The following is a 22,804-nucleotide window of genomic DNA, read 5'->3' as shown; positions in this document are numbered from 1 at the left end:
CCAGTTACAAATCGCAATGAAAATCAACCGCAACCACCAGCCACAGGCTCGTTTAGTCAGTCGCCAAGGACAATTCCCCTTAAATATTGTCAAGTTGGGAGTACCTCGCCTGCATTTTGCCGACCTCTACCACAGGCTGCTAACTCTTTCTTGGCCGCGATTTTTCATCCTGATTTGTCTCTCCTATACAGTCACAAATTCTTTATTTGCCTTAGCTTACTTGGCGGGAGGAGATTGCATTGCTAACGCGCGGCCGGGTTCTTTCCCAGATGCCTTTTATTTCAGCGTGCAAACAATGGCGACGATCGGCTACGGCTCTATGTATCCGCGCACCGATTACGCTAATACTATAGTCGCGATCCAAGCGCTTTTTGCTTTGTGGGGAGTGGCGATGGTGACGGGACTGGCTTTTTCGAGATTTTCCAGACCAACAGCTAGAGTTATCTTCAGCCGCGTAGCGGTGATCGCTCCTTTCAACGGCGTTCCGACTCTGATGTACCGCACGGCAAATCAGCGTTTCAACCAAATTTTAGAAGCGCAGCAGCGAGCTACTTTGATCCGTGACGAGGTAACAGCGGAAGGAGAATTTATGCGGCGTTTTTACGATTTGCAATTGGTGCGAAGTAACTCTCCGGTTTTTGCATTAACTTGGACGGTTATGCACGCAATTGACGAGAGTAGTCCTTTGTATCAACTTACTGCCCAAGACTTGATGGATCAGCAAGCGGAAATTGTAATTACGTTAACAGGAATTGACGAAACAGTTTCGCAAACTATTCATGCGCGACATTCTTTTGTGGCGTCTGAAATTATGTGGAATATGCGGTTTGTAGATATTCTTTTGAAATCGGCAACGGGAGGGCGGGTGGTTGATTATACTCGGTTTCACGATGTGAAGCCTGTTGAATGAAAGTTTTGATTTAGCCACCAGTGCTAGAATACCTGTAGGGCAAAAAAAAGTTAATATTTATGAACTCAATAACGGCAAATACGACACTGAAAGAATTGCAACCGCAACTCTTAGCTTTAAGTCCCGAAGAAAAGGCTCAAGCTATAGAATTACTAGCCCAAAGTTTAAGAAAATTTTGGTCGGGAATTCAAAAGACTCCCGGCGTGTGCGGCGGCGATGCTTGCATCAGACAAACGCGAATTCCTGTTTGGGTACTGGTGAATTCTCGCCGTTTAGGTATTTCTGAGGCTGAACTCTTAGAAGATTATCCGACTCTGGGTGCCGCTGACTTGGCGAATGCTTGGGCTTATGCTGAGGCATATCCTGATGAGATTGAAACAGCAATTCGAGAACAGGAAGAGGCATAAACTGTGGCAGATATTTATACCGCGATCGCACAAAGTATTAAAACTGAGATATTTTACCATTTTAAATCAGCCTTTTATGAACGGGCAAGATGCCCGTTCCACAAGAAATTCATTCTTTGTGGAACGGGCATCTTGCCCGTTCTTGAAAATGGTACAACATCTCAGTTAACATAAACAAAATACTCCTCGTACTATGCGAATAATTCATACTGCTGACTGGCATTTAGGGCGACGTTTTCGAGGGATCGATCGCACTTTTGAAATTGCGATCGCCCTCGAACAGATTTTGAAGCAAGCAAAAGCATTGGATGTCGATGCTGTGCTCGTTGCGGGCGACATTTTCGACGTGCCCAACCCTCCCGCTTACGCCGAACGCATTGCTTATAACTTTTTCTGCGAACTCCAAGCGGCAGGAATTCCCGCAATTGCGATCGCCGGTAATCACGATTCGGCATCCCGCATCGACAGCATCGCGCAGTTGCTTTCCCTCGCCGGTGTTCGCGCTTTAGGCAAACCCAGGCTTTCTGCAGACGGCGGCACAATTACTCTCAATACAAAAAGCGGTAAACTTTGCGTGGGAGCGATGCCTTTTGCTTCCGAACAAAGACTGTTAGATGCTAATTCTCTATGGCAGTCGGGCGATGCCGATCGCCGAAAAGATTACCGCGAAATAGTAGCATATTTACTCGAAGATTTAACCAGAGATTTTAGAGACAATACTGTCAATTTTCTCATGGGACACATGAGCATTGACGGCGCTCGATTGGCAAAATCCGAAGTCGCTTATTACACGCGAGAAAAATACCTACTTTCATCGCAAACTCTGCCGCCGGAAGCTCAGTATGTCGCCCTCGGACACATCCACATTCACCAGCGGATTTCTGAGACTTCTCCCGCTTATTATTCCGGTTCTTTGATTCAGTTAGATTTTGGAGAAGCGGAACAGGAAAAAGGATTTTGCTTGATAGAAGTTGAGCCGGGAAGTCAGGCAAAGGTAGAATTTAAGCCTGTGGCTTGCCACAAGCCGTTAAAAGTGCTTAAATGTCATAACGACAATCTCGATGAAACTTTAGAAGCTCATCAGTATCACCCGGGTTTCTTGAAAGTAATTGTCGAACTGGACAGTCCGCAAATCGGACTTGCCGATCGAGTGCGCCAAATTTGTTCTCAAGCGCTGTTAATTGAACCGCGCTATCCAGATGCAGCGCTAGAAGCAACCGAAATAACTAATATCGATCCCAATAATTTCGATCCGGCAGCCGAGTTTTGCAACTATTATCAAAACCGCTTGGGAACGACACCGAAACCGACAGTATTGGAGGAATTTCAAAATTTGTACAAGAAGTTTAAGGAAACAGTTAACAATTAAATGGGTAAAAAGATACAATCCCAAATCAACAATCTAAAATTTCAAATAGTTTTAAGACTGAAACCCACGCTCAATGTCGCTTGTAGTTGAGTCTACATCCCCCTAAATCCCCCTGGTTGTTGGGGGACTTTGATAATACTCTTGTCCCCCCCTTCTTAAGGGGGGTTAGGGGGGATCGGGAAGACTGTAGAAGGAATACAGTAGACCTGAATATAACAATCTAAAACCCCAAATCCTAAAACTAAAATCAGTATGCGTCCACTCGAACTTATTCTCGAAGGATTTACCAGCTTCCACCGCGAACAGCGTTTAGATTTTTCTCAACTCGATTTGTTTGCAATTACTGGTGCTACAGGTGCGGGCAAATCTTCACTGTTAGATGCCATGACTTATGCTCTTTTTGGCACGACAACTCGCAGCGGCAAACAAGTAAGTGATTTGGCAAGTCAAGGCAGCGAAAATTTAAAAGTGCAGTTGCGTTTTGCTGTGGGTTCGGCACAGTATCGGGTGACGCGAAGGTGGCGTTTTCGTCCGAAATCTCCTGAAAATAAGGTGATTTTGGACAACTGGCAAAATGGTCAATGGGAAACTTTGGGGACGAGTATCGTTGCTGTTCAAAATACCATTGAACAGATTTTAGGAATGGATTTTGATACTTTTACGCGAGCAATTGTTCTGCCTCAAGGCAAGTTTGACGAGTTTATTAAAGGGGATACATCAAAACGCCGGGAAATTTTGCGACAGCTAGCGGGATTTGAGATTTTTGAGCAGATGCGGAAGGAAACAAATGAACTCGCAAAGTTGCTGAAACAGGAACGGGAAATGGTGGAAAGGCAGCTAGCGGATTTGAGTGCGCCGACGGCTGATGAGGTGGCTCAAAGACGATCGCAACTTTTGATTTTAGAGCAGCAGTTGCCCCTGTTCGAGCGCGCTGTGATGAAAGCTCAGAAGGATCTAGATGAAGAGGAACAGCTATTTTCGCAAATCGCTCGCTGGCAAGAGTTACAACAAGAACTGACCCAATTAAATGCTAATTCTGCTGAGGTTGCAATTTTAGCACAGCGTTTAGAAAGAGCGCAAGCTGCCAATCATTTACAGGGAGATTGGGCTTTAGTGCGATCGGCTCGCAGTCAGTATGAAACTGCCGCAAGTGCCTCGGTGGCAGCGCGAAAGCAGTTAATTAAAGCTCGCTCTGAGCTAGCAGTAGAGCAGCAGCAACTTGACGCGGCAAAAGCCAAAGAAGAGGTGCTAGCGCCACAAATTAAGGCTCGCGAAGATGCTCTAGCTGCTGCTAAAGTATATGAAGAACAGCGCGCTCAATTAGAAAAAGAAGTTGCGCTTGCCCAAAAAATTCAACAGGAAAAACTCCGCTTTTTTATGGCAGCAGATAAAGACTTGCAAGCTGCTAACACTAAAATTCAAGGTGCGGGTTTTCGAGTTACTCAAGCAGCGGCACAGCTCGCACAGTATGCGCCGGGAGGAAAGCGTTTAGAGCAATTGCAGCAAGTTTCACCCTTATTGATGGAAGTTCAGCTAATTAGCAAGCAACAAAAGACTCAGCAAGAACAGTTCGATAAATCTCTGGCCCAGAAGGAAAGGGCTCAACAGAATTATGTGGAGGTTACCGCTAATTTAGAAGCAGCCGAAATCAGGCTAAAAGAGTGCGCCCGCGAGTTAGAAGCGGCGGAAACCGCTAATGCGGAAGCGGCACGTTTAGAGAGTGTTGCTGCTATCAGAATGTCGCTGAATTCGGGCGATACTTGCCCGGTGTGCGGGGGGGTGCATCCTGAGAGCGAGAGCCTCCCTCCTTTGCCGAATTCTAATATTGTCGATGTCGCTGGTTTGCGGCAGAAATTGGCGACAGCAAATAAGGTTTTTCAAGATGCTCAAAAGTTTGCGGCTGAGGGAAAAAGTGCAGTTTCAGCCTGCCTGCAAAAAGAGTCGGAAATTGCTCAAATGTTGGAATTAACCGCGAATAAAGTGGCCGAATTGCAGCAGGAAATCACTCAAGTTCTGGAGACTCATCATTGGGAAAGCTTGGGGTTGCAGCAGGAGTTGGCAATCCTTAAAGAGAGCGATCGCCAATACCGCCAAACCGAACAGCAGTTCCAACTGGCATCATTGGAATATGATAATTTTCAGGAAAGATTTAATTTTGCGGTAGCGACTCAAGCAGCTAAACAGCAGGAATATCAAGATGCGATCGCCGAATCCGACCGCCGCCAGCAGCAGTTGCAAAGTTGTGTAAATGCGCTTTATCAAATTACCGAATATCAGCCTTATGCTAATTTAGCAAAAGTCTTAGAACAAGACAAGCAAGACTTGGCAAATCTGCTGAAAGTTGCAGAAAAATCCTATCAAACTGCTCAAAATAAGGTTATTCAAGCAGCAGAGAGAGAGCAACAAGCGGGAGAAGCTTTTGGACAAGCCCAAGCCCAGAAACAGCAGTTAAACCTGGATTGGTCCGCAAAATTAACAGCGGTTGATTTCACAGAAGAGACATTTTTAGCAGCGGTTGCGACAGTTAAGGAACAATCTGAATGGGAAAATGCTATTCGCTCTCACCGCGAATCAAAAATTCAGTTAGAGACGCGGGCAAAAGATTTGAGCGAGGCGATCGCAGGCAGAACTACCGATGAGAATACATTAGCACAAGTGCGATCGGCAAAACATACCGCCCAAGAAAACCTCAAACAAGCCAACAACAACCGCGCCGAACTTTTAGCTTGGATTCAAGTAGCAGCCCAAAATCTCGAACAAGCCGAAAGACTGTCACAGCAAATCACAAATTTCACAGAACAAGAGCAAACTTATCACACCTTAGCGCAGAACCTCAAATCCAACGAATTTCAATCATACATTTTAGAACATTTAGAAGCAGAATTAGTCGGCAGCGCCACCTTAATTTTGCAAGAATTAACCGAAAATCGCTACAAACTAATAAACCAAGACGGCGAATACTGGGTAGCAGATAATTGGAACGGCGGCGAAGCTAGACGAGTCCGTACTCTTTCTGGTGGCGAAACCTTTGCCACTTCCTTATCAATGGCTTTAGCTTTGTCAGAAAAGCTGTCTCAAGGAGCTCACTTGGGCAGCTTATTTCTAGATGAAGGATTTGGTACTTTAGATACCGAAACTCTCGAAAGCGTTACTCAAATTTTAGAATCTTTGCGGCAGCGAGAAAGGCTGATTGGAGTGATTACCCACGTTCGAGAATTGGGCGAAAGATTGCCGGCACAAGTTAAAGTTTCTAAATCACCCCAAGGTTCTAAAATAGAAATACATAGAGCCTGAAGTGAGAGGCGCGTGCGTGAAATAGTAAACTTGCTTAAGGACGTACATTATCACTAAACCTGCCCTAAAATTACCTATAATATATGATGAAAAATCACCCGACTCGAATGCAATCGGTACAGTCGCCAATAATTCCAGTAGTTGGCGAACTTATCCGCCAAAATCCGGGAACAATATCTTTAGGACAAGGCGTAGTTTACTACAATCCGCCACAAGAATCATTTGACCGAATTCCCGAATTTTTCGCAAATACCGACAATCACAAATATAAAGCCGTGGAAGGAATTCCACAATTACAAGATGCTATCGCAGCCAAACTAAAAACAGATAACAACATAGAAATTAACAGCAGAAACTGCATTGTCGTTACTGCCGGCAGCAATATGGGATTTACCAACGCCATTCTCGCCATCACCTCGGCGGGAGACGAAATTATTATCCAATCACCTTATTACTTCAACCACGAAATGGCGGCAATTATGGCAAGTTGCCGACCTGTGATAGTAGAAACTGACGCCAATTATCAACTTAATATCGATGCTATAAAAAAAGCAATTACCGACAAAACGCGAGCCATAGTTACCATTTCCCCAAATAATCCCACTGGTGTTGTTTATCCTCCCGAAGCACTCCGCGAAGTTAACGAAATTTGTCGCCAGCACAACATCTATCACATCAGCGATGAAGCTTATGAATATTTTACTTATAACGGCGTCAAACACTGTTCGCCTGCCGCTTTTTCCCACAGCAGCGAACATACAATTTCTCTATTTAGCCTCTCCAAAGCCTACGGTTTTGCGAGTTGGCGGATCGGGTATATGGTAATCCCAGAACACTTGCTCGTTTCAGTGAGAAAAATTCAAGATACAATCTTAATTTGTCCGCCCGTAATTTCTCAGTATGCAGCGCTGGGAGCCTTGCAAGTTGGTAGAGGTTACTGCGATAATTATGTAAGGGCGATCGCATCTGTGCGACAACTCGTATTAGACGAACTCAATACCATCCAAAACTTGTGTACAATTTCCCCGGCCGCTGGAGCTTTCTACTTTTTCTTGAAAGTTGATACTGAAATCGATACAATGGAATTAGTAGAAAAATTAATTCGCGAATATCACGTAGCAGTGCTTCCCGGTACAACCTTCGGCATGGATAGCGGCTGCTATTTGCGCGTTGCTTACGGTGCTTTGGAGAAAGCAACCGCCACCGCTGGTATTAGGAGATTAGTTAAAGGTTTGAAGACAATTTTAAACAAGTAAAATAGGAAGATTCAACATGGTTGCCACTAATTTAAAAGCAAATACAAATACCCAAGATACCTCCGCTGCAAGACTGGCAGACTTGCGCGATTTGATGGCAGATTATGAATTAGATTGCTATTACATCCCAGCGGTTGACGAACACTTAAATTTATCAGTTCCAGCAGCCAAGCAGCGGCGAGCTTGGATGTGCGGTTTTACGGGTTCCGCTGGTGATTTGTTGGTTGGTAAAGATGCCGCTTGGTTGTTTGTGGATTCCCGCTATTACGAACAAGCCGAATTGCAAGTCGATACTGGAATTATTCAAATATCGAAACTCGGCTTAGAAGGAAATTTAACCTTAATTGAAACTTTAGAAAAACTGGCGGTAGAATCGGCAGAAAAATCAACTAAAATTCGCCTGGGTTTTGACCCGTTTACAGTAGCGACAGAGCAATATCAAAATTGGGTGAAAAAATTCGCGAATGCAGAGATTGAACTCATACCAATCCGGGAGAATTTGACAGACAAAGTGCGATCGCAAACTCCTTGGCAAACAGCAGAGACTTTACCCGCGATTGATGCAGAACCCATATTTAGCTTACCTGCATCCCTGACAGGAGAAACCACCGCCGAAAAATTAGCCAGAGTCAGGGAAGCGATGCAAAAAGCCAATATCGATGTGCTTCCGATTACCAACCTGAATCAAATAGCGTGGCTGTTCAATCTCCGAGGCTCGGATATTCCCCACATTCCCATCTTCATATCCTATGCCATTGTCACCACAGATGCAGCGTTTTTGTTTACAAATTCCGAACGAATTTCGCTAGAAATTAAGCAAGAATTGCGGGAAGATGTAACTTTGCTTCCCTACGCAGACTATCCGCATACATTAGAAAATTGCGTAAATTTGCCACATAAAGTTCGGGTACTTTTAGACCCGAAACACAGCACAGCAGGCACGTACCAGTTAATATTAAACCATCAAGAAGCGCAGTTCTACAACATCGAAATAGTTTTTGATACTCATCCGGTAGAAGGGATGAAAGCTCGCAAAAATCCCGTAGAAATTGAGCAGATGAAATCAGCCAATTTCAAAGCAAGTCGAGCGAAAACTTTGACTTTAAAGTGGTTGACAGAACAGCTAGAAAATGGTAAGGTAGTGACCGAGTTTGATGTCAAAGAAAGCATCGAAAATTTTTATCAGCAAGAAACAGATTTTCAGACTTTAACTTTTAGAACGATCGCCGGTGCGGGAGCCAATAGCTCGATCGTACATTACGGAACCCCCAGCCCAGAAATCACGTTAAAACCGGGGGAACTGCTGCTGCTTGACTCAGGCGCGCAATATTTAGCAGGTACAACCGACGATACGAGAACAATAAGTATCGGAGAACCGACGGCGCTACAAATAGAACACTACACAACAGTCTTAATCGCGCACATCAACTGTGCAATGCAGCAATTCCCCAAAGGAACAACGGGAGCGCAATTAGATGCGATCGCCCGTGCGGTATTATGGCAAGAACAGCTAGACTACGGACACGGTACAGGGCACGGAGTCGGCGCGTTTTTAGCCGGTCACGAAGGGCCCAACGGCATCAGCAAATCTGTGCAGTATCCCCTGGAAGCCGGAATGGTAACGAGCATCGAACCGGGATATTACGAACCGGGATGGGGCGGAATTCGCATCGAAAATCTCTATGTTGTCAGGGAAATGCCATCCAAAAACGGTACCGTTTGGTACGGATTTGAAACGCTGACGTATATTCCGTTTGAGGGCAAATTGATAAATGTCGATCGACTGTCAAAGACTCAACTCGCATGGTTGAATAATTATCACGCTTCGGTAGTCGAGAAACTCGAACCCGTACTTGATGCAGCAACAATTGAATGGTTGAAAACAGCCTGCGCTGCGTTAGGTAAAATTGATGTTAATGTTAGCCAATAAGCCGATCGTACTCTGCGTGCGCGCCGATCCAAAACCACAAAATACCCTGCTCAATCCCTATACCCAAAGCTCGGTAGTCTTGTCCGGCTCTGACTGACCAATACTTGCCGACTTTTTTGAAATGCAGGGATGGATGAGTTGGATCGGCTTTGAGTAATTCGTAACATCGATCGGCGGAAAGCTTTACCGTTTCAGGTAAAGCGTTGTAGCATTCCCAAAATCGACGAGTCGTGTAATGCATCAAATTTCCCGATAGCGCCCCGCCTCAAAATCTGCGATCGCCTCCTGGGCTAAATCTTCCAACTTACCGCCAGCAATATCTAGTTCTAACTGCACGTCCCAACGCCGATAATCCAACTCAAGAAACCATTCCAAAAGTTGATGAAACTTATCTGGTGGTAGATCCAGGATAGCGGCTTCAATTTGCTCGATCGTCAACATAGAGCTTGTGATTTGTAGATAGTTATATCTATCAAAATTATACTAATAAAGCTGGTGACAGGATTTGAACCTGCGACAGGCTGATTACAAATCAGCTACTCTACCAACTGAGTTACACCAGCAGTGAAACTTAATATAGCAAACTTATAGTCATTAGCGCAACCCCCCCAGCCATTTTTTTTTCAAATTCGCTCAAAACCCCTCCCCGTAAGGGCAAAACCGAAATTGTCTGCCCGCTGCAGACTGCCCACTGCCAATTAACTAATCGCAGCGCCAAATCTTAATCGTCTGATCCGCACTGCCGCTGGCGAGCAAATTGCCCGAAGGTGCGATCGCCACCGAGTACACCGTACCCGAATGTCCCTTCAGACTGCTCAACAGCTCCCCGGTCTGCAAATTCCAAATATTAATCGTATTATCATCGCACCCGCTAGCCAAAGTCAAACCGTCCCGACTGATAGCAACCGACTCGCCCCGACTCACATAATTCTGCAAAATATGCACCGCCTCAGTCGTTCCTAAATTCGTTACACCCTTTCCCCTTCCAGAATTAGTATTTAAAATCCGCAACAAACTGCCCGTGTGCAAATTCCGCAGCTTAATCGTATAATCATTGCTGACGCTAGCAAGAATCTGACCGTCCGGCGCGATCGCCACCGAATTCACCCCAACATTCAACCCCGAAAGAGTCCGCAGCAACTTGCCGCTTTCCACATCCCAAACCTTGCTCGTCGCATCCGAACTGCCACTCGCCAATATTTTACCGTCCGGGCTAAAAACCACCGCATTCACATTGTCAGAATGACCCCTCAAAGTCCGCAGCAACTCGCCACTCCGCAAATTCCACAGCTTAATCGTATTATCAGCCCCGCCGCAGCTAGCAATTACCAGGCGCTTCGGATTAATCGCCACCGAATTCACCTCCATAGAATGTCCCGGAAAAGTACACAGCAAATCGCCGCTGTGCAAATTCCAAAACTTAATTGTTTCGTCCGAACTGCCGCTGACCAACATTTTTCCGTCATAGCTAATAGCAACCGAATTTACGCGATCGGAATGTCCCGTCAGAGTGCCAATTAATTCCGCTGTTTCTAAATTCCAAATCTTAATAGTTTTATCCCAACTACCGCTAGCCAGAATTTTACCGTCAGGGCTAATCGCCAGAGAATTCACAAACGATAAATGTCCTGGCAGCGTATATACACACCGCCATTTCTGATGTTTGAATTTGTGAGCTAATTCCTTCACCCGCTTAGATGCCGCCTCAGCTTCCTCTCTGCGTTTTAGTTCAGCTTCCTCCAAACGCTGGCGTTCCGCCTTAGCTTTCGCCTCTCGAAGCGCCAGCCTCCGCATCTCTCCCTTATAGACTATTCGCTGCTGCTCCTGAATTTCTTTAAGAGTTTCAATATACGGTTGGGCCCAATCTTTAGAAAACCATTCCTGAGCAAATTCCGCCTCTAATTTAAATAACTGAGGTTCGTGAGTAAAATCGATATTTAAATAATACAAATCAGCTAAAAAAGCCGCCAATAACTTGTGAATAGTCACAATTATTTGCCGAATAATCCGCAGGCTCAGTTTTTCATCTTTCCCCTGCGCTTCCAACTGGTGATAAACCTCTTCCCAATTCCAAGGCTGCATCGCCACTAGAGAAACGCTCTGATTTATGATTCCCCAAAAACCGACATGAAAATTAACTTCATAATCGCTGATATCGCTGTACAGTATAGCTGTCGGTACGGGAGACAAAACACTCTGCAACCGCTCCACATCAATATCAGAAATCGATTTTTTGAAATAGTCTCCGTAAAACTGAACCGGAGACAAATCTCCGTGCTGGGGGTAGTGCTGGTTCAAAAAAGCTCTTAACTTAGCCGGCAGCTCGATATTCAAATTGTGGCGAAACGAATCAGGGCAATCTTGGCTAATTTTTGCGGGAGCAACTAACAGCAGCAATCGGTGCTGCTGCTGCTGCAAAATCTGTTCAGTTTCCTGCCTGCTCAAATTAGAAAACCAGTTATCCCTGTCCCAAATAGTTTGAATTTCGCTCAGCTTAACTCGAATTGCTTCTGATTGAAACTCCCGCATTAAGTCGCGGCAAAGTCGGCTAATTGCCCGCTTATCTCTTACTTCTTGTGCCTTAATTCGATTAGCCCGTTCTTCCTTTACCCTTTCTTCTGCGCCGGCGAGCGCGATTAATTCTTGTTCTCTGGCCTGCTGCCGCTGCAAATATCTTACTTGTGCTTTAATCCAGCGGGGGTCTTTTTTGATTTGCTGGTTCAAAGCTGAAGAACCAGAGGGCTCAATTTCTGCATAGCGTTCGTTGACAGCGCTTGCTCCCAATCTTTCTCCCAATTCAGAGGCTACAGGCTTCAACAGTTCAATTAGAGTGTCTGAGACTGGGCGGGGTAAGGACATACCAGTTAAAACTTTTTCTTACTTAAGGGCGATCGCGCGAGTCAGACATATCCCCCTGGGGCGGGGACTCTTGGCAGGGCTATTACATTTGGGCGATCGGCCGATGGTAGTCGTAGGGCGTATCGTGCAGTCGCGCAAGTTTAGCACCTTAACTCAATAATAGTATTTATACGCTTTACATTTTACCCCAAATCTGGATCGAAAGCACCGAGGGAAAAGACATCAGAATATGCGATCGACCATAAGTTCCCCCCATTTGTTTTTTTTGTTGCCATTTCACTCGCTCTTGTCTATAATCGTACTTCACAACCATAATTACGGTATTCCTACCTAAGAACCGTACTTTCTCTAGAGGAACAAATATAATGACCCCGTGGCAACGCCTAACTCAACACCTTTACTGGCCGCAACAGCCACTCGCCGGCACAAATCAATCATTGACAGCGCTGAAAAGATTTGTGTCGCTATTTTTAGTGGGAATAACTTTAAGTCTAGCCGTTGCATCCTGCGGCCAGGGAACCACCAACAACCCAGCAGCCACTCCCGGTAGCAGTCCAGGCGGTGCTAGCCCAGCAGCCAACAAAGGCAACGTAGAATTAACCCTAGTATCCTTCGCCGTCACCAAAGCCGCCCACGAAGCGATAATTCCCAAATTCGTAGAACAATGGCAAAAAGAAAAGGGTCAAACCGTCACTTTCAACCAAAGCTACGGCGGTTCCGGTTCCCAAACTCGGGCCGTAATTGACGGTTTAGAAGCAGACATCGTACACCTAGCCCTTGCCCTCGACACCGCAAAAATCGAAAAAGCCGGACTCATTGAGCCCGGGTGGGAAAAAGAAGTCCCCAACGAAGGCATAGTCAGTAAATCCGTAGGAGCAATAGTCACGCGCGAAGGCAATCCCAAAGGCATCAACACCTGGGAAGATTTAAGCAAAGACGGAGTAAAAGTGATTACTGCCGATCCTAAAACATCAGGCGTTGCCCGTTGGAATTTCCTCGCACTTTGGGGCTCTGTTGTTAAAACCGGAGGAGACGAAACGAAAGCATTAGACTTTACTAGCAAAGTCTACAAAAACGTCCCCATCCTGACTAAAGATGCCCGCGAAGCCACTGATGTATTTTTCAAACAAGGGCAAGGCGACGCCTTAATTAACTACGAAAACGAGATCCTTCTGGCAGGTGAGAAAGGCGAAAAACCGACTTATAGTATTCCCGAAGTCAATGTTTCGATCGACAATCCGATTGCCATCGTCGATAAAAACGTTGATAAACACGGTACTCGCGAAGTCGCCGAAGCATTTGTCAAGTTTCTCTACACCCCAGAAGCTCAGCGAGAATTTGCCAAAGTAGGCTTCCGCCCAGTAGATGCGACAGTAGCGGCGGAACCAGAATTTGTCAAAAAATATGCCCCCATCAAAACCCTCTTTACAGCTCAAGACTTAGGAGGTTGGGGAGATATTCAGCAGAAATTCTTCGATGACGGAGCTGTTTTTGACAAAATCCAAGGTTCAATTAAACAGTAAAAAAACAGAATGCCCAGAGCCCCGACTTCCCGGAAGTTGTCGGGGATCTAAAAGATTCACTATTCTTGACAACTCAAAACTATTCACTTATGGCTGTATCATCTCCAACCAGCAACCCTGAGTCTCCGATCGAAAATATCAAAAAGGCGATCGGCAAAATAACATTACCTTGGGGAATCACCCTAGGCTACCTCAGCTTAATGCTATTGCTCCCAGTTACAGCAATGCTGCTGAAAGCCAGCACAGCCAACCCCGCCGAATTTTGGGCAATTGCCACCAGTCCGATCGCCCTTTCCGCCTACGATGTCACCTTCTTTACGGCATTAATGGCGGCATTAATTAACGGAGTATTTGGCACCTTGATTGCCTGGGTATTAGTCCGCTACGACTTTCCCTTAAAACGGGTTGTGGATGCAGCAGTCGATTTACCTTTTGCACTGCCCACCTCCGTCGCAGGTTTAACTCTCGCCACAGTTTACAGCGATAACGGCTGGATCGGCGGGCTATTTGCACCCTTTGGAATCAAGATTTCATTTACTCGCTTGGGCGTAGGAATAGCGATGATATTTATTTCCTTGCCCTTTATCGTGCGGACTGTACAGCCAGTTTTAAACGAGATGGAAAAAGACATCGAAGAAGCAGCTTGGTGCTTGGGTGCTTCTCAATTTCAAACCTTCTGGCGAGTAGTTTTACCGCCGCTATTTCCGTCTATTTTAACCGGAGTAGCACTCGGCTTTTCGCGAGCGGTTGGCGAGTATGGCTCTACTGTAATTGTAGCTTCTAACATACCCTTCAAAGATTTAATCGCGCCAGTATTAATTTTTCAAAGATTGGAACAGTACGACTATGCAGGAGCAACAGTTATCGGCACTGTCCTGTTAGCTATTTCCCTGGCAATGCTGTTCGCAATTAATCTATTACAAGCATGGAGAAGACGCTATGACGGCTAATATCAATTCACGCGCTGATTATAACTTTCCGCCCGCGGGTTCTAGTCGGAGTCAGGAGAAAGCCTGGGTAAAACCAACTTTAATCGGAATTGCGAGCGGCTATCTTGCTCTCGTCTTATTCATCCCCATGGTCAACGTTTTTTACCAAGCTTTCAGAAAGGGATTTGAGCCATTTTTTTCTAACTTAACCTCGCCAGATTTTCTGCACGCAGCCCAACTAACCCTGATAATTTCTCTGATTGTCGTTCCTGTAAATACAGTCTTCGGTTTGTGTGCAGCCTGGGTAATTGGCCGCAATAAATTTCGGGGGCGCACGCTATTAATCAGCATTTTAGACGTGCCCTTTGCCATATCTCCCGTAGTTGCAGGTTTAATGATTGTACTGCTTTACGGTCGGGTGGGATGGTTCGGACCGTGGCTGGAGGCGGCCAATATCAGGGTTATTTTTGCCTTCCCTGGAATGGTGCTAGCTACTGCTTTTGTTACCTTGCCTTTTGTGGCCCGCGAAGTGATTCCTGTTTTGGAAGAAGTGGGAACCGATCAAGAAGAGGCGGCGAAAACTTTGGGAGCAAATGACTGGCAAATTTTCTGGAATGTCACGCTTCCCAGTATTCGCTGGGGATTACTTTACGGAGTAATTTTGACCAATGCTAGAGCAATGGGAGAATTTGGAGCCGTTTCTGTAGTGTCAGGAAATATTGCTAAAAAAACGCAAACTTTGCCTTTGTTTGTAGAGGATGCTTACAAGCAGTACGCGACGCAAGCCGCATTTTCAGCGGCGGTAATTCTAGGTTTCTTAGGAGTTATTACCCTTGTACTTAAGGAAATTTTGGAACGAAAAACTAGCATTAAGGAGGTTGAATAATAGTCATTAGTCATTGGTCATTGGTCATTAGCCATTAGGGCTTTAGGGTTCGCACTGCGTACCTCATCCCTGAAATCAATAAACATTAGGAGGCTGAAATGTTAGCTCACAACACTAGCGAAGCTGAATTTGAGGCGATCGACAATTTTCACAAAACCCAAGAATCAGATATTCCCAAATCTGAAAGTGGCGACAGCAGACCAACTCAAACCCGCATTCGCATTCGTGTTCCTAAAGAGTACCATCAGGAACCTGTGATATCTAACCTGATTTCTAAATACGGTTTGACGGTGAATTTTAATGCTGCTTTGTTGGGTGTCAAAACTTTAGATGACGGTTGGTTTGACTTGGAACTTAACGGTACAAGTAAACAGATTGAAACGGCTCTGATTTATCTCAATGATTTAGATGTGGAAATCTGGAGCAATTCCAATAATCCCGATGAAGAAACTTGGTAATTAGTGAGTCTTGGACGCACCAACCTGGAAGAGGAGTTAATATTCTGCACTGACAGGCAGAATATTATTTATTCTAGGCGGTGTATTGAGTCTAATAGCCTCCAGGAATGTTAGTCATGAGTCAGCATATCTATTCCTGTAAAATTACCGTTATCACGCTTCTAGTGAGGAATGCAAGTCTTCATAAAACTCAGAGGACTTGTATTCTTTACTACCAAGCAATTTGATTGCGGTTGTTCGATCGCACATACATATCATTCAGCAGCCAACAACTACCAAATAATATCAGCTTACAGCTAATAACCGTGATTGATAACTCTTGACTCATAAATATCGATCGCCATCGGTTAATTATTTGATTGACAATTTTTATAAAATCTGGTACTTTATCCATTTCGGGTAGAGCATAAAGCAGCGCGCAAGTTTCGTCCAACTTTTTGGGAAACAGCCGGAACAATATTCCCCTTTAAAACTTCTCAACCATCAAACTAACTCAGTTAGGACAGGGGAGCATAAAATAACGTTTTTGTCAATATTCAATTTAGGTGAAAGTTAGGGGCGATCCTCTTCGAGGGCTTCGCCAACGACTCTCATCCCCACTTAGCGGAAAAAGCTCGATCGCTGCTGCGGTTGGTTTGTGATATGAATTTGATGTGTGCGTGTACCAGGAGAATTTGAACGTGGAACTCTATAAAGAACGGAAGCACCAGATAGTTTTTGCAGATTCACAAGTTAAAGATTGTGAAAGTTTAACAGAAACGGTCAATCCCGATACAGAAATTGTTATTCTGAAAGCCGATCGCGACGGCATAGAGCAAATCGCCGAAACACTTAAACAGCGGCAAAACATTGCAGCCGTCCACATTTTGTCTCACGGCGCAGCAGCCAGCTTGCAAATCGGCGCAACAGAACTAAATCTCAGCAACATTGAAAGCTACCGCAATTATTTAGAAACATGGTTTGCTTTGCCAACACCCGAGGCAAACTCTAACTCTCCAATTACAGCTAAACCCGAAATTCTGCTTTACGGTTGCAACGTCGCCGCCACAGAAGCAGGTGTGGCTTTCGTGGAAAGGCTGAGCCAGCTCACCGGAGCAAATATTGCCGCTTCCGATAACTTGACCGGGAATGCTGCGTTGGGTGGAGACTGGGTGCTGGAAGTGACTACGGGCCACATAGAAACACCTTTGGCATTTTCGGCAGAGGCGAGGGAAGCTTATAGTGCAGTTTTAGTCGCCACATTTGGCGAACTGCGCGATAAGATTCTGGTGGCAAATGTTTTAACCGACACCGACACGATTGCCATCACCGGCGACATCACCTTCGCCCCCGGAGAAGTTCTGCCCAGAATCACTAACCCCATCACGTTGACCGGTGGCGGTTTCACCCTAAATCTCAACACTAACCGGGGCTTCTCTGTAGACAGCGGTGCTGCTGTCAGCATTTCTAACCTAACAATTGCCAACGGTAGAGCAGTGGGTGGTGCCGGTACAGGCGGCGGTGGCGGTGGGGCCGGCATAGGAGGCGCACTATTTATCAACAACGGCGCTGTCACAGTTAACAGCGTGACCTTTACTGGCAACACCGCTACAGGAGGCGCCGGGGCAGCAGCAGCGGTAGCCCCAGTCGCAGCCGGTGCTGGTGGCAGCGCTGATTTCGGCACCCTCTTCGGTGGCACTCCTGGCTTCAACTTCACAACTGCCGGCGGTGCTGGTGCGCCCGGTACTGCTGCTGCACCCAACGCTGGTAGTGGTGGTGCTGGCGTTAACAATACTTTTGGAGCGGGCGTTCCCGGCGGCCAAGGCGGTCCGGGCGGTCCCGGCGGCAGCACTACCTTCGCAGGCGGTACTGGCGGCGCAGGCGGCCCAGGCGGTAGCGGTGCCGCAGGCGTCATCGGCGGTGGGGGCGGTGCAGGCGGGGCTGGGGGTCCAGGGGGTACAGGCGGTGCAGGCGGGGCTGGGGGTCTAGGGGGTGCAGGCGGTGCTGGTGGCTTTGGTGGCGCTGGCGGCGCTGGCGGCGCTGGCGGTACCGGCACTCCCGCAGGTGCGATCGGCAACGGCGGCGCTGGCGGCTTCGGAGGAGGTGGCGGCAGCGGTACAGTAGGCGGAGCCAGCACGATAGTCGGAGCTTTCTCCCCGGGCGGCGCCGGCAGCCCAGCCGGCGGCGGTGGCGGTGCTGGTTTGGGAGGCGCAATTTTTGTTAATACTGGCAGTTTGACCCTGAACAACAGCACTTTGTTCAGCAATACAGCAACAGGCGGCGCTGCAGGCGGCGCGGGCGCTACACCCGGCAAGGGCGCGGGTGCGGCGATTTTTGTCAACAACGGCGCTACTGCAACTCTCACTAACAACACCATTACTAGCAATAGTGCTGGTACTGATCCTGCTGTTGCCAACGGCGGGGGGATTGCGACGAATGGCGGTACTGTGAATGTCATAAATTCGATCGTCGCGGGCAATTTGGGCGGCGCAAGTCCTGACGTGTTCGGAACCTTCGCCGCCACCAGTATCAACAATTTGATCGGGAACGTGGCTGGCAGCAATTTACCTGTCGCCCAGCAACTGACCGTTCCTCTCGCAAATGTCATCGCCCCTACCGCAGGATTGAACCAGGCTACAGCGGTTCCCGTGACTTATGCTTTGGCTGACAGCACTGCGACTCCTAATCCGGCGATCGATGGCGGCGATGCCGCCGCGGCTGCGGCTGCTGCGGGCGCGACTGACCAGCGGGGTGCTGGCTTCCCCCGGACGATCGGCGCTAGTGTTGATATCGGTGCTTATGAATACGGCCCGATCGTCACAGGGGTTAAATTCAACGACCTTAACGGGGATAGCCTGCAAGGTGCCGCGGCGACTGAACCAGGTCTTCCGGGCTGGGTGATTTCTGTAGGCACGAAGAGCGCTACCACCGCAGCCGACGGCACTTACATCCTCCGCGACGTAAAAACCGATACTCCGATTACAGAAGCGCCCCCCGCTGGAACGCCTGCGACTGCTTGGGTGCAGACTCTCGGCCCGACTCCGGCCAATACGGGTATTGTTAATGTCACGGGTGCCAACTTCGGTAATTTCCAGAAAACATCGATCGCGGGCAAAACCTACACCGATCTCGCGGGCAACGGCTTCACGCCCGACGACACCGTATTAAACGGCGTCACGGTCAACCTCTACAAAGACACCAACGCCAACGGTACGCTAGAAGTCGGCACAGATACTGTTGTCGGCACTGCACAAACCACTGCAGGAGCAGGAGATTACACATTCTCGGATATAGGCCCCGGCAATTACCTGATACAAGCCACGGCCCCAGCCAACTCCAGCATCTCTTTCCCCGCTGCCGCAATTCTCGTTAGTGCCCAAAGCGGTACTCCCGTCACCGGTCAAAACTTCGGCGTTTTCCAAAACATCACCGTTAGTGGCACCAAATTCACCGACCTCACAGGCAACGGCTTCTCTGCTGATGACACTCCGCTCAACGGCACCACCGTTCGCTTGTTCAAAGATACTAACAATAACAGCACTTTAGATATAGGCGACACGGAAATCGCCTCTCTAGTTACCGGGACAGCGCCAGCGGCTGCTGGGACGTATAGCTTTGCCAACGTCGGCTCCGGACGGCACTTTGTGAGAGAAGACTTACCGACTGGTTTCTCACAAACCGCCGGCCCGGCTTTTTATACAATTAACCCGGTCAGCGGCACAAACATTACGGCTCAAGACTTCGGCAACCTCCAGTTGGGCAAAATCAGCGGGATCAAATTTAATGACCTCAACAAAAATGGCACCCAAGATTTGCCAGCAGAACAACCCCTAGGAGGCTGGACAATCTACCTGGATGCCAACAACAACGGCGTCCAAGACCAAGTAGCAGCCGAAACAGGCACTAACGCCGCCGTCACCGATGTCGCAGGCAAGTACCAGTTCACAAACCTGCCAGCCGGCACTTATACAGTGCGGGAAGTGCCACAAACAGGCTGGACGCAAACTGTACCCCCTGTCAATGCAGCTACGCCTACTCTTCCTGGCGCGTTTACGATCGCCGTCACCAGCGGCACCGACTCCCAAAACAACAACTTCGGCAACTTCAGGCCCAACTCGATTAGTGGTCTGAAGTTCAATGACCTCAACAAAAATGCCATCCAAGATGCGCCAGCAGAAACAGGACTACCCAACTGGCAATTCTTCCTCGATACCAACGATAACGGCACTCTTGACACCGGGGAACCGAACACCCTCACCGATGCCGCCGGCAGCTACAAATTCCTCGATTTGTCAGCAGGAACCTATAAGGTGCGGGAAGTCTTGCAGCCTACTTGGACGCAAACTACCCCCAACCCGGCCGACATCACTGTCACCAGCGGTCAAGACATCGCTAACATCAACTTCGGCAACTTCCAGTCGAGCACAATCAGCGGTCAAAAATTCAATGACCTCAACAACAACGGCGTTAAGGATGCCGGAGAATTGGGGCTAGCTAACTGGCAAATATTCCTCGACAGTATCACTCCGGATGGATTGTTCCAGCAGGGCGAACCGACTACCATCACTGATGCAGCGGGCAACTACACTCTCCGAGATATACCCGCAGGCACTTACCAGGTAAGGGAAGTCCAGCAAAACGGCTGGACGCAGACGACCCCCAACCCCGCCCCCGTTACGGTTAATCCCCCCAATAACATCACCGGCATTGACTTCGGCAACTTCCTGCCCCAACCCGGGGCGATCCGAGGTCTGAAGTTCCAAGACACCAACAACAATGGCACTCAGGATGCTGGAGAACCGGGTTTACCCAATTTCCAAATTCAGTTAACCAATGTCGTAGCTGGAACTGCTCCGGCTCCTGTTGCTACTACCACAGACAACAGTGGCAACTACCTGTTCGCGAACCTAACGCCGGGAACCTACCGTGTCCGGGAAGTCAACCAAACTGGGTTTACCCAAAGCACACCCGAACCCGCCGACATCACCCTAACTTCGGGCGCTATTGTCACTGGCATCAACTTCGGGAACTTCCCGACGCCGACACCTACTCCGACGCCGACGCCGACGCCGCCGCCGACTCGGCCTGTAACGACGCCGACGCCTGCACCTGTAACGACGCCGACACCTGCACCTGTACCGACGCCGACTCCTGCGCCTGTACCGACACCTGCGCCTGTACCGACGCCGACACCTGTGCCTGTACCGACGCCGACACCTGCACCTGTACCGACGCCGACACCTGCACCTGTACCGACAGATTTGGTTTGCCCTGAGAACTTCCCCAGGATCGCTACTCCCAATGAGCCCGGCACTCCTTCAGCGGGTAATGTGCTCAACGGCCCTAACGGCGACGATACGATCGTGGGTAGTGTCGGCAATGACTCTATCTTAGGGTTGGGCGGCAACGATTTGATCTTTGGTCGAGGGGGCGGCGACTACATCAATGGCAATATTGCCAACGATACTGTCTACGGAGGCATCGATAGCGATACTCTCTTCGGTGGCAAAGGCTTTGACCTGATTTTTGGCGATCGCGGTAACGATACCATTTATGGCAATCGCGGCAACGACTCTCTCTCTGGTGACGAAGACAATGACGTATTGTACGGCGGCAAAGCTGATGACGTAATGTTGGGAGGCGCTGGCGACGACGTGCTAATTGGCGATCAAGGTAATGACACTCTCTGCGGCGGCGAGGGTAACAATACCTTAATTGGCGGCAGTGGCGATGATTTGCTCTTTGCTGACACCGGTGATGACTTGCTCTTTGGCGGCATTGGCAGCGATACCCTCGTCGGCGGCAGTGGCAGCAATGGCTTTGTCTTGTCAGCGGGCGGAGGAATTGACACGATTTTCAACTTCACCGCAGGAGTTGATTCGATCGAGTTGGTGGGAGGCTTGGACTTCAATCAACTGTCATTGACCGAAACTAATGGCTCGACGGCGATCGGGCTTGCCAACAGCGACCAGATTTTGGCTATAGTGACGGGCCTGCAGCCGAGCCAGTTATCGGCTCAGAGTTTTAGCTTGTTGGTTTAGTCCGCAGATTAAACTCGGCAGTTGCAACCGATCGTACACTTGCCTGTCGTCCCAGCAGAAAGGGACTACCCGAAAGCAGAGCCTCTAAACCCATGTTTAGAGGCTCTGCCAAAGAAGGGTAACGAATTTCGTTCCCCTTCTTTGGTCAAATTTGTTCGAGATACTTCAGCAAGTCGGCCATTTCTTGCGGACTCGGTTGAAACTGCGGCATTGGTGGGGTTTGCCCGCTGGTGACTTGCCGGATCAGATCGAATTCGGATTTGCGCTCGGACACTCCGTGCAAGTTGGGCCCGACTTGACTGTCTGAAACCGATGTGTGACACCCCGCACAGTTCATTTGAAAGATGGCGGAACCCTGAAACGGGTTGCCCGTCAGGGATAGTACGCTTTTGACATAAGGATCGGCGACTTGAAACTGACGAATTGTCATACTCGCCAAGATGATGGCAAGCAACACCGCTAGCGCAAATATGGCAAGTCGCTCGATCGGGTTTTTAATTTCATTCCTGGCAAGTTGGTTATTCAAAGGAGTTCAATTAAAAATAGTATCTACAAGAAAATTTATTTCTCATAACATAGCTTAATCGTTCGCAGCGGGGAGAGCAAGCTCTGAGACCCACGGAAGGCTGCTTTTGGGAAAATTCATCTGTATAAGTGCTGGTAATATTAAAAATAGGTTGTTAAATCTTAACGTTAAGGAGCTCTCATGGTAGAACCGCTACTTTCAGGTATTGTTCTGGGTCTAATCTTTGTTACTCTGGCGGGGCTGTTTTTTGCTGCTTATCAGCAGTACAAGCGCGGCGATCAGTTGGGTATCAATAAGTAAAAGGGGCTACAGCCCCTCACTCAGGCTGTCAGGGGGAGGGGGAATTGGGCATGGGGAATTGGGCATGGGGAATTGGGCATGGGGCATGGGGCATGGGGGATTGGTTATTAAATCGGCCTCTTCCTTCTTCCCTCTTC

The 22,804-nt window shown here is 48.0% G+C and carries 17 protein-coding genes and 1 tRNA gene; 12 read left to right on the top strand and 6 right to left on the bottom strand.

The features are described from left to right. The first annotated feature begins 16 nt into the window (after positions 1 to 16). The 6 genes from QUB33_RS00790 to QUB33_RS00765 all read left to right on the top strand — a co-directional run bounded on the left by QUB33_RS00790 (position 17) and on the right by QUB33_RS00765 (position 9,166). Entirely contained in the window at positions 17 to 910 is an 894-nt protein-coding gene (locus tag QUB33_RS00790; RefSeq protein ID WP_333345978.1) for an ion channel, read from the top strand. Positions 911 to 969: 59 nt separating this feature from the next. Beyond that, a complete protein-coding gene (locus QUB33_RS00785) occupies positions 970 to 1,317 on the top strand; it encodes a DUF433 domain-containing protein (RefSeq protein WP_333345975.1) in 348 nt (115 codons plus the stop codon). A gap of 193 nt (positions 1,318 to 1,510) precedes the next feature. Continuing rightward, entirely contained in the window at positions 1,511 to 2,686 is a 1,176-nt protein-coding gene (locus tag QUB33_RS00780; RefSeq protein WP_333283093.1) for an exonuclease SbcCD subunit D, read from the top strand. Positions 2,687 to 2,938: 252 nt separating this feature from the next. Continuing rightward, positions 2,939 to 5,980, top strand: a complete 3,042-nt coding sequence (locus QUB33_RS00775) for an SMC family ATPase (protein ID WP_333345971.1) — start codon at positions 2,939 to 2,941, stop codon at positions 5,978 to 5,980. An 86-nt stretch (positions 5,981 to 6,066) separates the two neighbouring features. Then, the gene (locus tag QUB33_RS00770; RefSeq protein ID WP_333346252.1) at positions 6,067 to 7,236 is read left to right on the top strand and encodes a pyridoxal phosphate-dependent aminotransferase; all 1,170 of its coding nucleotides are present in this window, start codon (positions 6,067 to 6,069) and stop codon (positions 7,234 to 7,236) included. Positions 7,237 to 7,252: 16 nt separating this feature from the next. Beyond that, positions 7,253 to 9,166, top strand: coding sequence for an aminopeptidase P family protein (locus tag QUB33_RS00765; RefSeq protein ID WP_333345968.1), 1,914 nt, complete (start codon positions 7,253 to 7,255; stop codon positions 9,164 to 9,166). Here QUB33_RS00765 and QUB33_RS00760 read toward each other — a convergent pair. The 4 genes from QUB33_RS00760 to QUB33_RS00745 form a co-directional block, all read right to left on the bottom strand. Further along, the gene (locus tag QUB33_RS00760; RefSeq protein WP_333103119.1) at positions 9,156 to 9,407 is read right to left on the bottom strand and encodes a hypothetical protein; all 252 of its coding nucleotides are present in this window, start codon (positions 9,405 to 9,407) and stop codon (positions 9,156 to 9,158) included. The genes QUB33_RS00765 and QUB33_RS00760 overlap by 11 nt on opposite strands. Further along, a complete protein-coding gene (locus QUB33_RS00755) occupies positions 9,407 to 9,607 on the bottom strand; it encodes a hypothetical protein (RefSeq protein WP_333165950.1) in 201 nt (66 codons plus the stop codon). The genes QUB33_RS00760 and QUB33_RS00755 overlap by 1 nt, the downstream gene beginning before the upstream one ends. A gap of 49 nt (positions 9,608 to 9,656) precedes the next feature. Further along, positions 9,657 to 9,729 (bottom strand) — tRNA-Thr (locus QUB33_RS00750). 139 nt (positions 9,730 to 9,868) lie between these two features. After that, positions 9,869 to 12,025: a WD40 domain-containing protein gene (locus QUB33_RS00745; RefSeq protein WP_333345965.1), complete on the bottom strand. Its 2,157-nt coding sequence runs from the start codon at positions 12,023 to 12,025 to the stop codon at positions 9,869 to 9,871. Positions 12,026 to 12,390: 365 nt separating this feature from the next. Here QUB33_RS00745 and QUB33_RS00740 point away from each other — a divergent pair, with 365 nt between their 5' ends. The 4 genes from QUB33_RS00740 to QUB33_RS00725 all read left to right on the top strand — a co-directional run bounded on the left by QUB33_RS00740 (position 12,391) and on the right by QUB33_RS00725 (position 15,821). Beyond that, positions 12,391 to 13,548: a sulfate ABC transporter substrate-binding protein gene (locus QUB33_RS00740; protein WP_333345962.1), complete on the top strand. Its 1,158-nt coding sequence runs from the start codon at positions 12,391 to 12,393 to the stop codon at positions 13,546 to 13,548. A gap of 89 nt (positions 13,549 to 13,637) precedes the next feature. Beyond that, positions 13,638 to 14,498, top strand: a complete 861-nt coding sequence (gene cysT, locus QUB33_RS00735) for a sulfate ABC transporter permease subunit CysT (protein ID WP_333345959.1) — start codon at positions 13,638 to 13,640, stop codon at positions 14,496 to 14,498. Beyond that, positions 14,488 to 15,363 carry a sulfate ABC transporter permease subunit CysW gene (cysW, locus tag QUB33_RS00730; protein WP_333345956.1) on the top strand — a complete coding sequence of 292 codons (876 nt, stop codon included), beginning with the start codon at positions 14,488 to 14,490 and terminating at the stop codon, positions 15,361 to 15,363. The genes cysT and cysW overlap by 11 nt, the downstream gene beginning before the upstream one ends. A 98-nt stretch (positions 15,364 to 15,461) precedes the next feature. Then, positions 15,462 to 15,821 (top strand): NIL domain-containing protein, encoded by a 360-nt coding sequence (locus QUB33_RS00725; RefSeq protein ID WP_333345953.1) that lies wholly within the window; start codon positions 15,462 to 15,464, stop codon positions 15,819 to 15,821. A gap of 211 nt (positions 15,822 to 16,032) precedes the next feature. Here the strand turns inward: QUB33_RS00725 and QUB33_RS00720 are convergent, their stop codons facing one another. Continuing rightward, on the bottom strand, positions 16,033 to 16,215 hold the full coding sequence (locus tag QUB33_RS00720; protein ID WP_333345951.1) for a hypothetical protein: 183 nt from the start codon (positions 16,213 to 16,215) through the stop codon (positions 16,033 to 16,035). Between the two features lie 286 nt (positions 16,216 to 16,501). On the opposite strand from QUB33_RS00720, the gene QUB33_RS00715 reads away from it, so the two are divergent. After that, complete coding sequence (locus QUB33_RS00715; protein WP_333345948.1) at positions 16,502 to 21,841, top strand: DUF4347 domain-containing protein; 5,340 nt, start codon at positions 16,502 to 16,504, stop codon at positions 21,839 to 21,841. 145 nt (positions 21,842 to 21,986) lie between these two features. On the opposite strand, the gene QUB33_RS00710 is transcribed toward QUB33_RS00715, so the two are convergent. After that, on the bottom strand, positions 21,987 to 22,367 hold the full coding sequence (locus QUB33_RS00710; protein WP_333345945.1) for a cytochrome c: 381 nt from the start codon (positions 22,365 to 22,367) through the stop codon (positions 21,987 to 21,989). Positions 22,368 to 22,547: 180 nt separating this feature from the next. On the opposite strand from QUB33_RS00710, the gene petG reads away from it, so the two are divergent. Then, positions 22,548 to 22,667, top strand: coding sequence for a cytochrome b6-f complex subunit V (petG, locus tag QUB33_RS00705; RefSeq protein WP_006632329.1), 120 nt, complete (start codon positions 22,548 to 22,550; stop codon positions 22,665 to 22,667). Positions 22,668 to 22,804: the final 137 nt, after the last annotated feature.

It is taken from the genome of Microcoleus sp. B3-A4, assembly GCF_036705385.1.
In the GTDB taxonomy this organism is placed as follows: Bacteria; Cyanobacteriota; Cyanobacteriia; order Cyanobacteriales; family Microcoleaceae; genus Microcoleus.
This window is presented reverse-complemented; position numbering and strand designations above follow the sequence as displayed.

Bases quoted from the DNA above. Each gene is read 5' to 3' on its own strand.
- QUB33_RS00790 (WP_333345978.1), top strand. From the start codon at position 17: ATGAAAATCAACCGCAACCACCAGCCACAGGCTCGTTTAGTCAGTCGC.
- QUB33_RS00785 (WP_333345975.1), top strand. From the start codon at position 970: ATGAACTCAATAACGGCAAATACGACACTGAAAGAATTGCAACCGCAA.
- QUB33_RS00780 (WP_333283093.1), top strand. From the start codon at position 1,511: ATGCGAATAATTCATACTGCTGACTGGCATTTAGGGCGACGTTTTCGA.
- QUB33_RS00775 (WP_333345971.1), top strand. From the start codon at position 2,939: ATGCGTCCACTCGAACTTATTCTCGAAGGATTTACCAGCTTCCACCGC.
- QUB33_RS00770 (WP_333346252.1), top strand. From the start codon at position 6,067: ATGAAAAATCACCCGACTCGAATGCAATCGGTACAGTCGCCAATAATT.
- QUB33_RS00765 (WP_333345968.1), top strand. From the start codon at position 7,253: ATGGTTGCCACTAATTTAAAAGCAAATACAAATACCCAAGATACCTCC.
- QUB33_RS00760 (WP_333103119.1), bottom strand. From the start codon at position 9,407: ATGCATTACACGACTCGTCGATTTTGGGAATGCTACAACGCTTTACCT.
- QUB33_RS00755 (WP_333165950.1), bottom strand. From the start codon at position 9,607: ATGTTGACGATCGAGCAAATTGAAGCCGCTATCCTGGATCTACCACCA.
- QUB33_RS00745 (WP_333345965.1), bottom strand. From the start codon at position 12,025: ATGTCCTTACCCCGCCCAGTCTCAGACACTCTAATTGAACTGTTGAAG.
- QUB33_RS00740 (WP_333345962.1), top strand. From the start codon at position 12,391: ATGACCCCGTGGCAACGCCTAACTCAACACCTTTACTGGCCGCAACAG.
- cysT (WP_333345959.1), top strand. From the start codon at position 13,638: ATGGCTGTATCATCTCCAACCAGCAACCCTGAGTCTCCGATCGAAAAT.
- cysW (WP_333345956.1), top strand. From the start codon at position 14,488: ATGACGGCTAATATCAATTCACGCGCTGATTATAACTTTCCGCCCGCG.
- QUB33_RS00725 (WP_333345953.1), top strand. From the start codon at position 15,462: ATGTTAGCTCACAACACTAGCGAAGCTGAATTTGAGGCGATCGACAAT.
- QUB33_RS00720 (WP_333345951.1), bottom strand. From the start codon at position 16,215: ATGGATAAAGTACCAGATTTTATAAAAATTGTCAATCAAATAATTAAC.
- petG (WP_006632329.1), top strand. From the start codon at position 22,548: ATGGTAGAACCGCTACTTTCAGGTATTGTTCTGGGTCTAATCTTTGTT.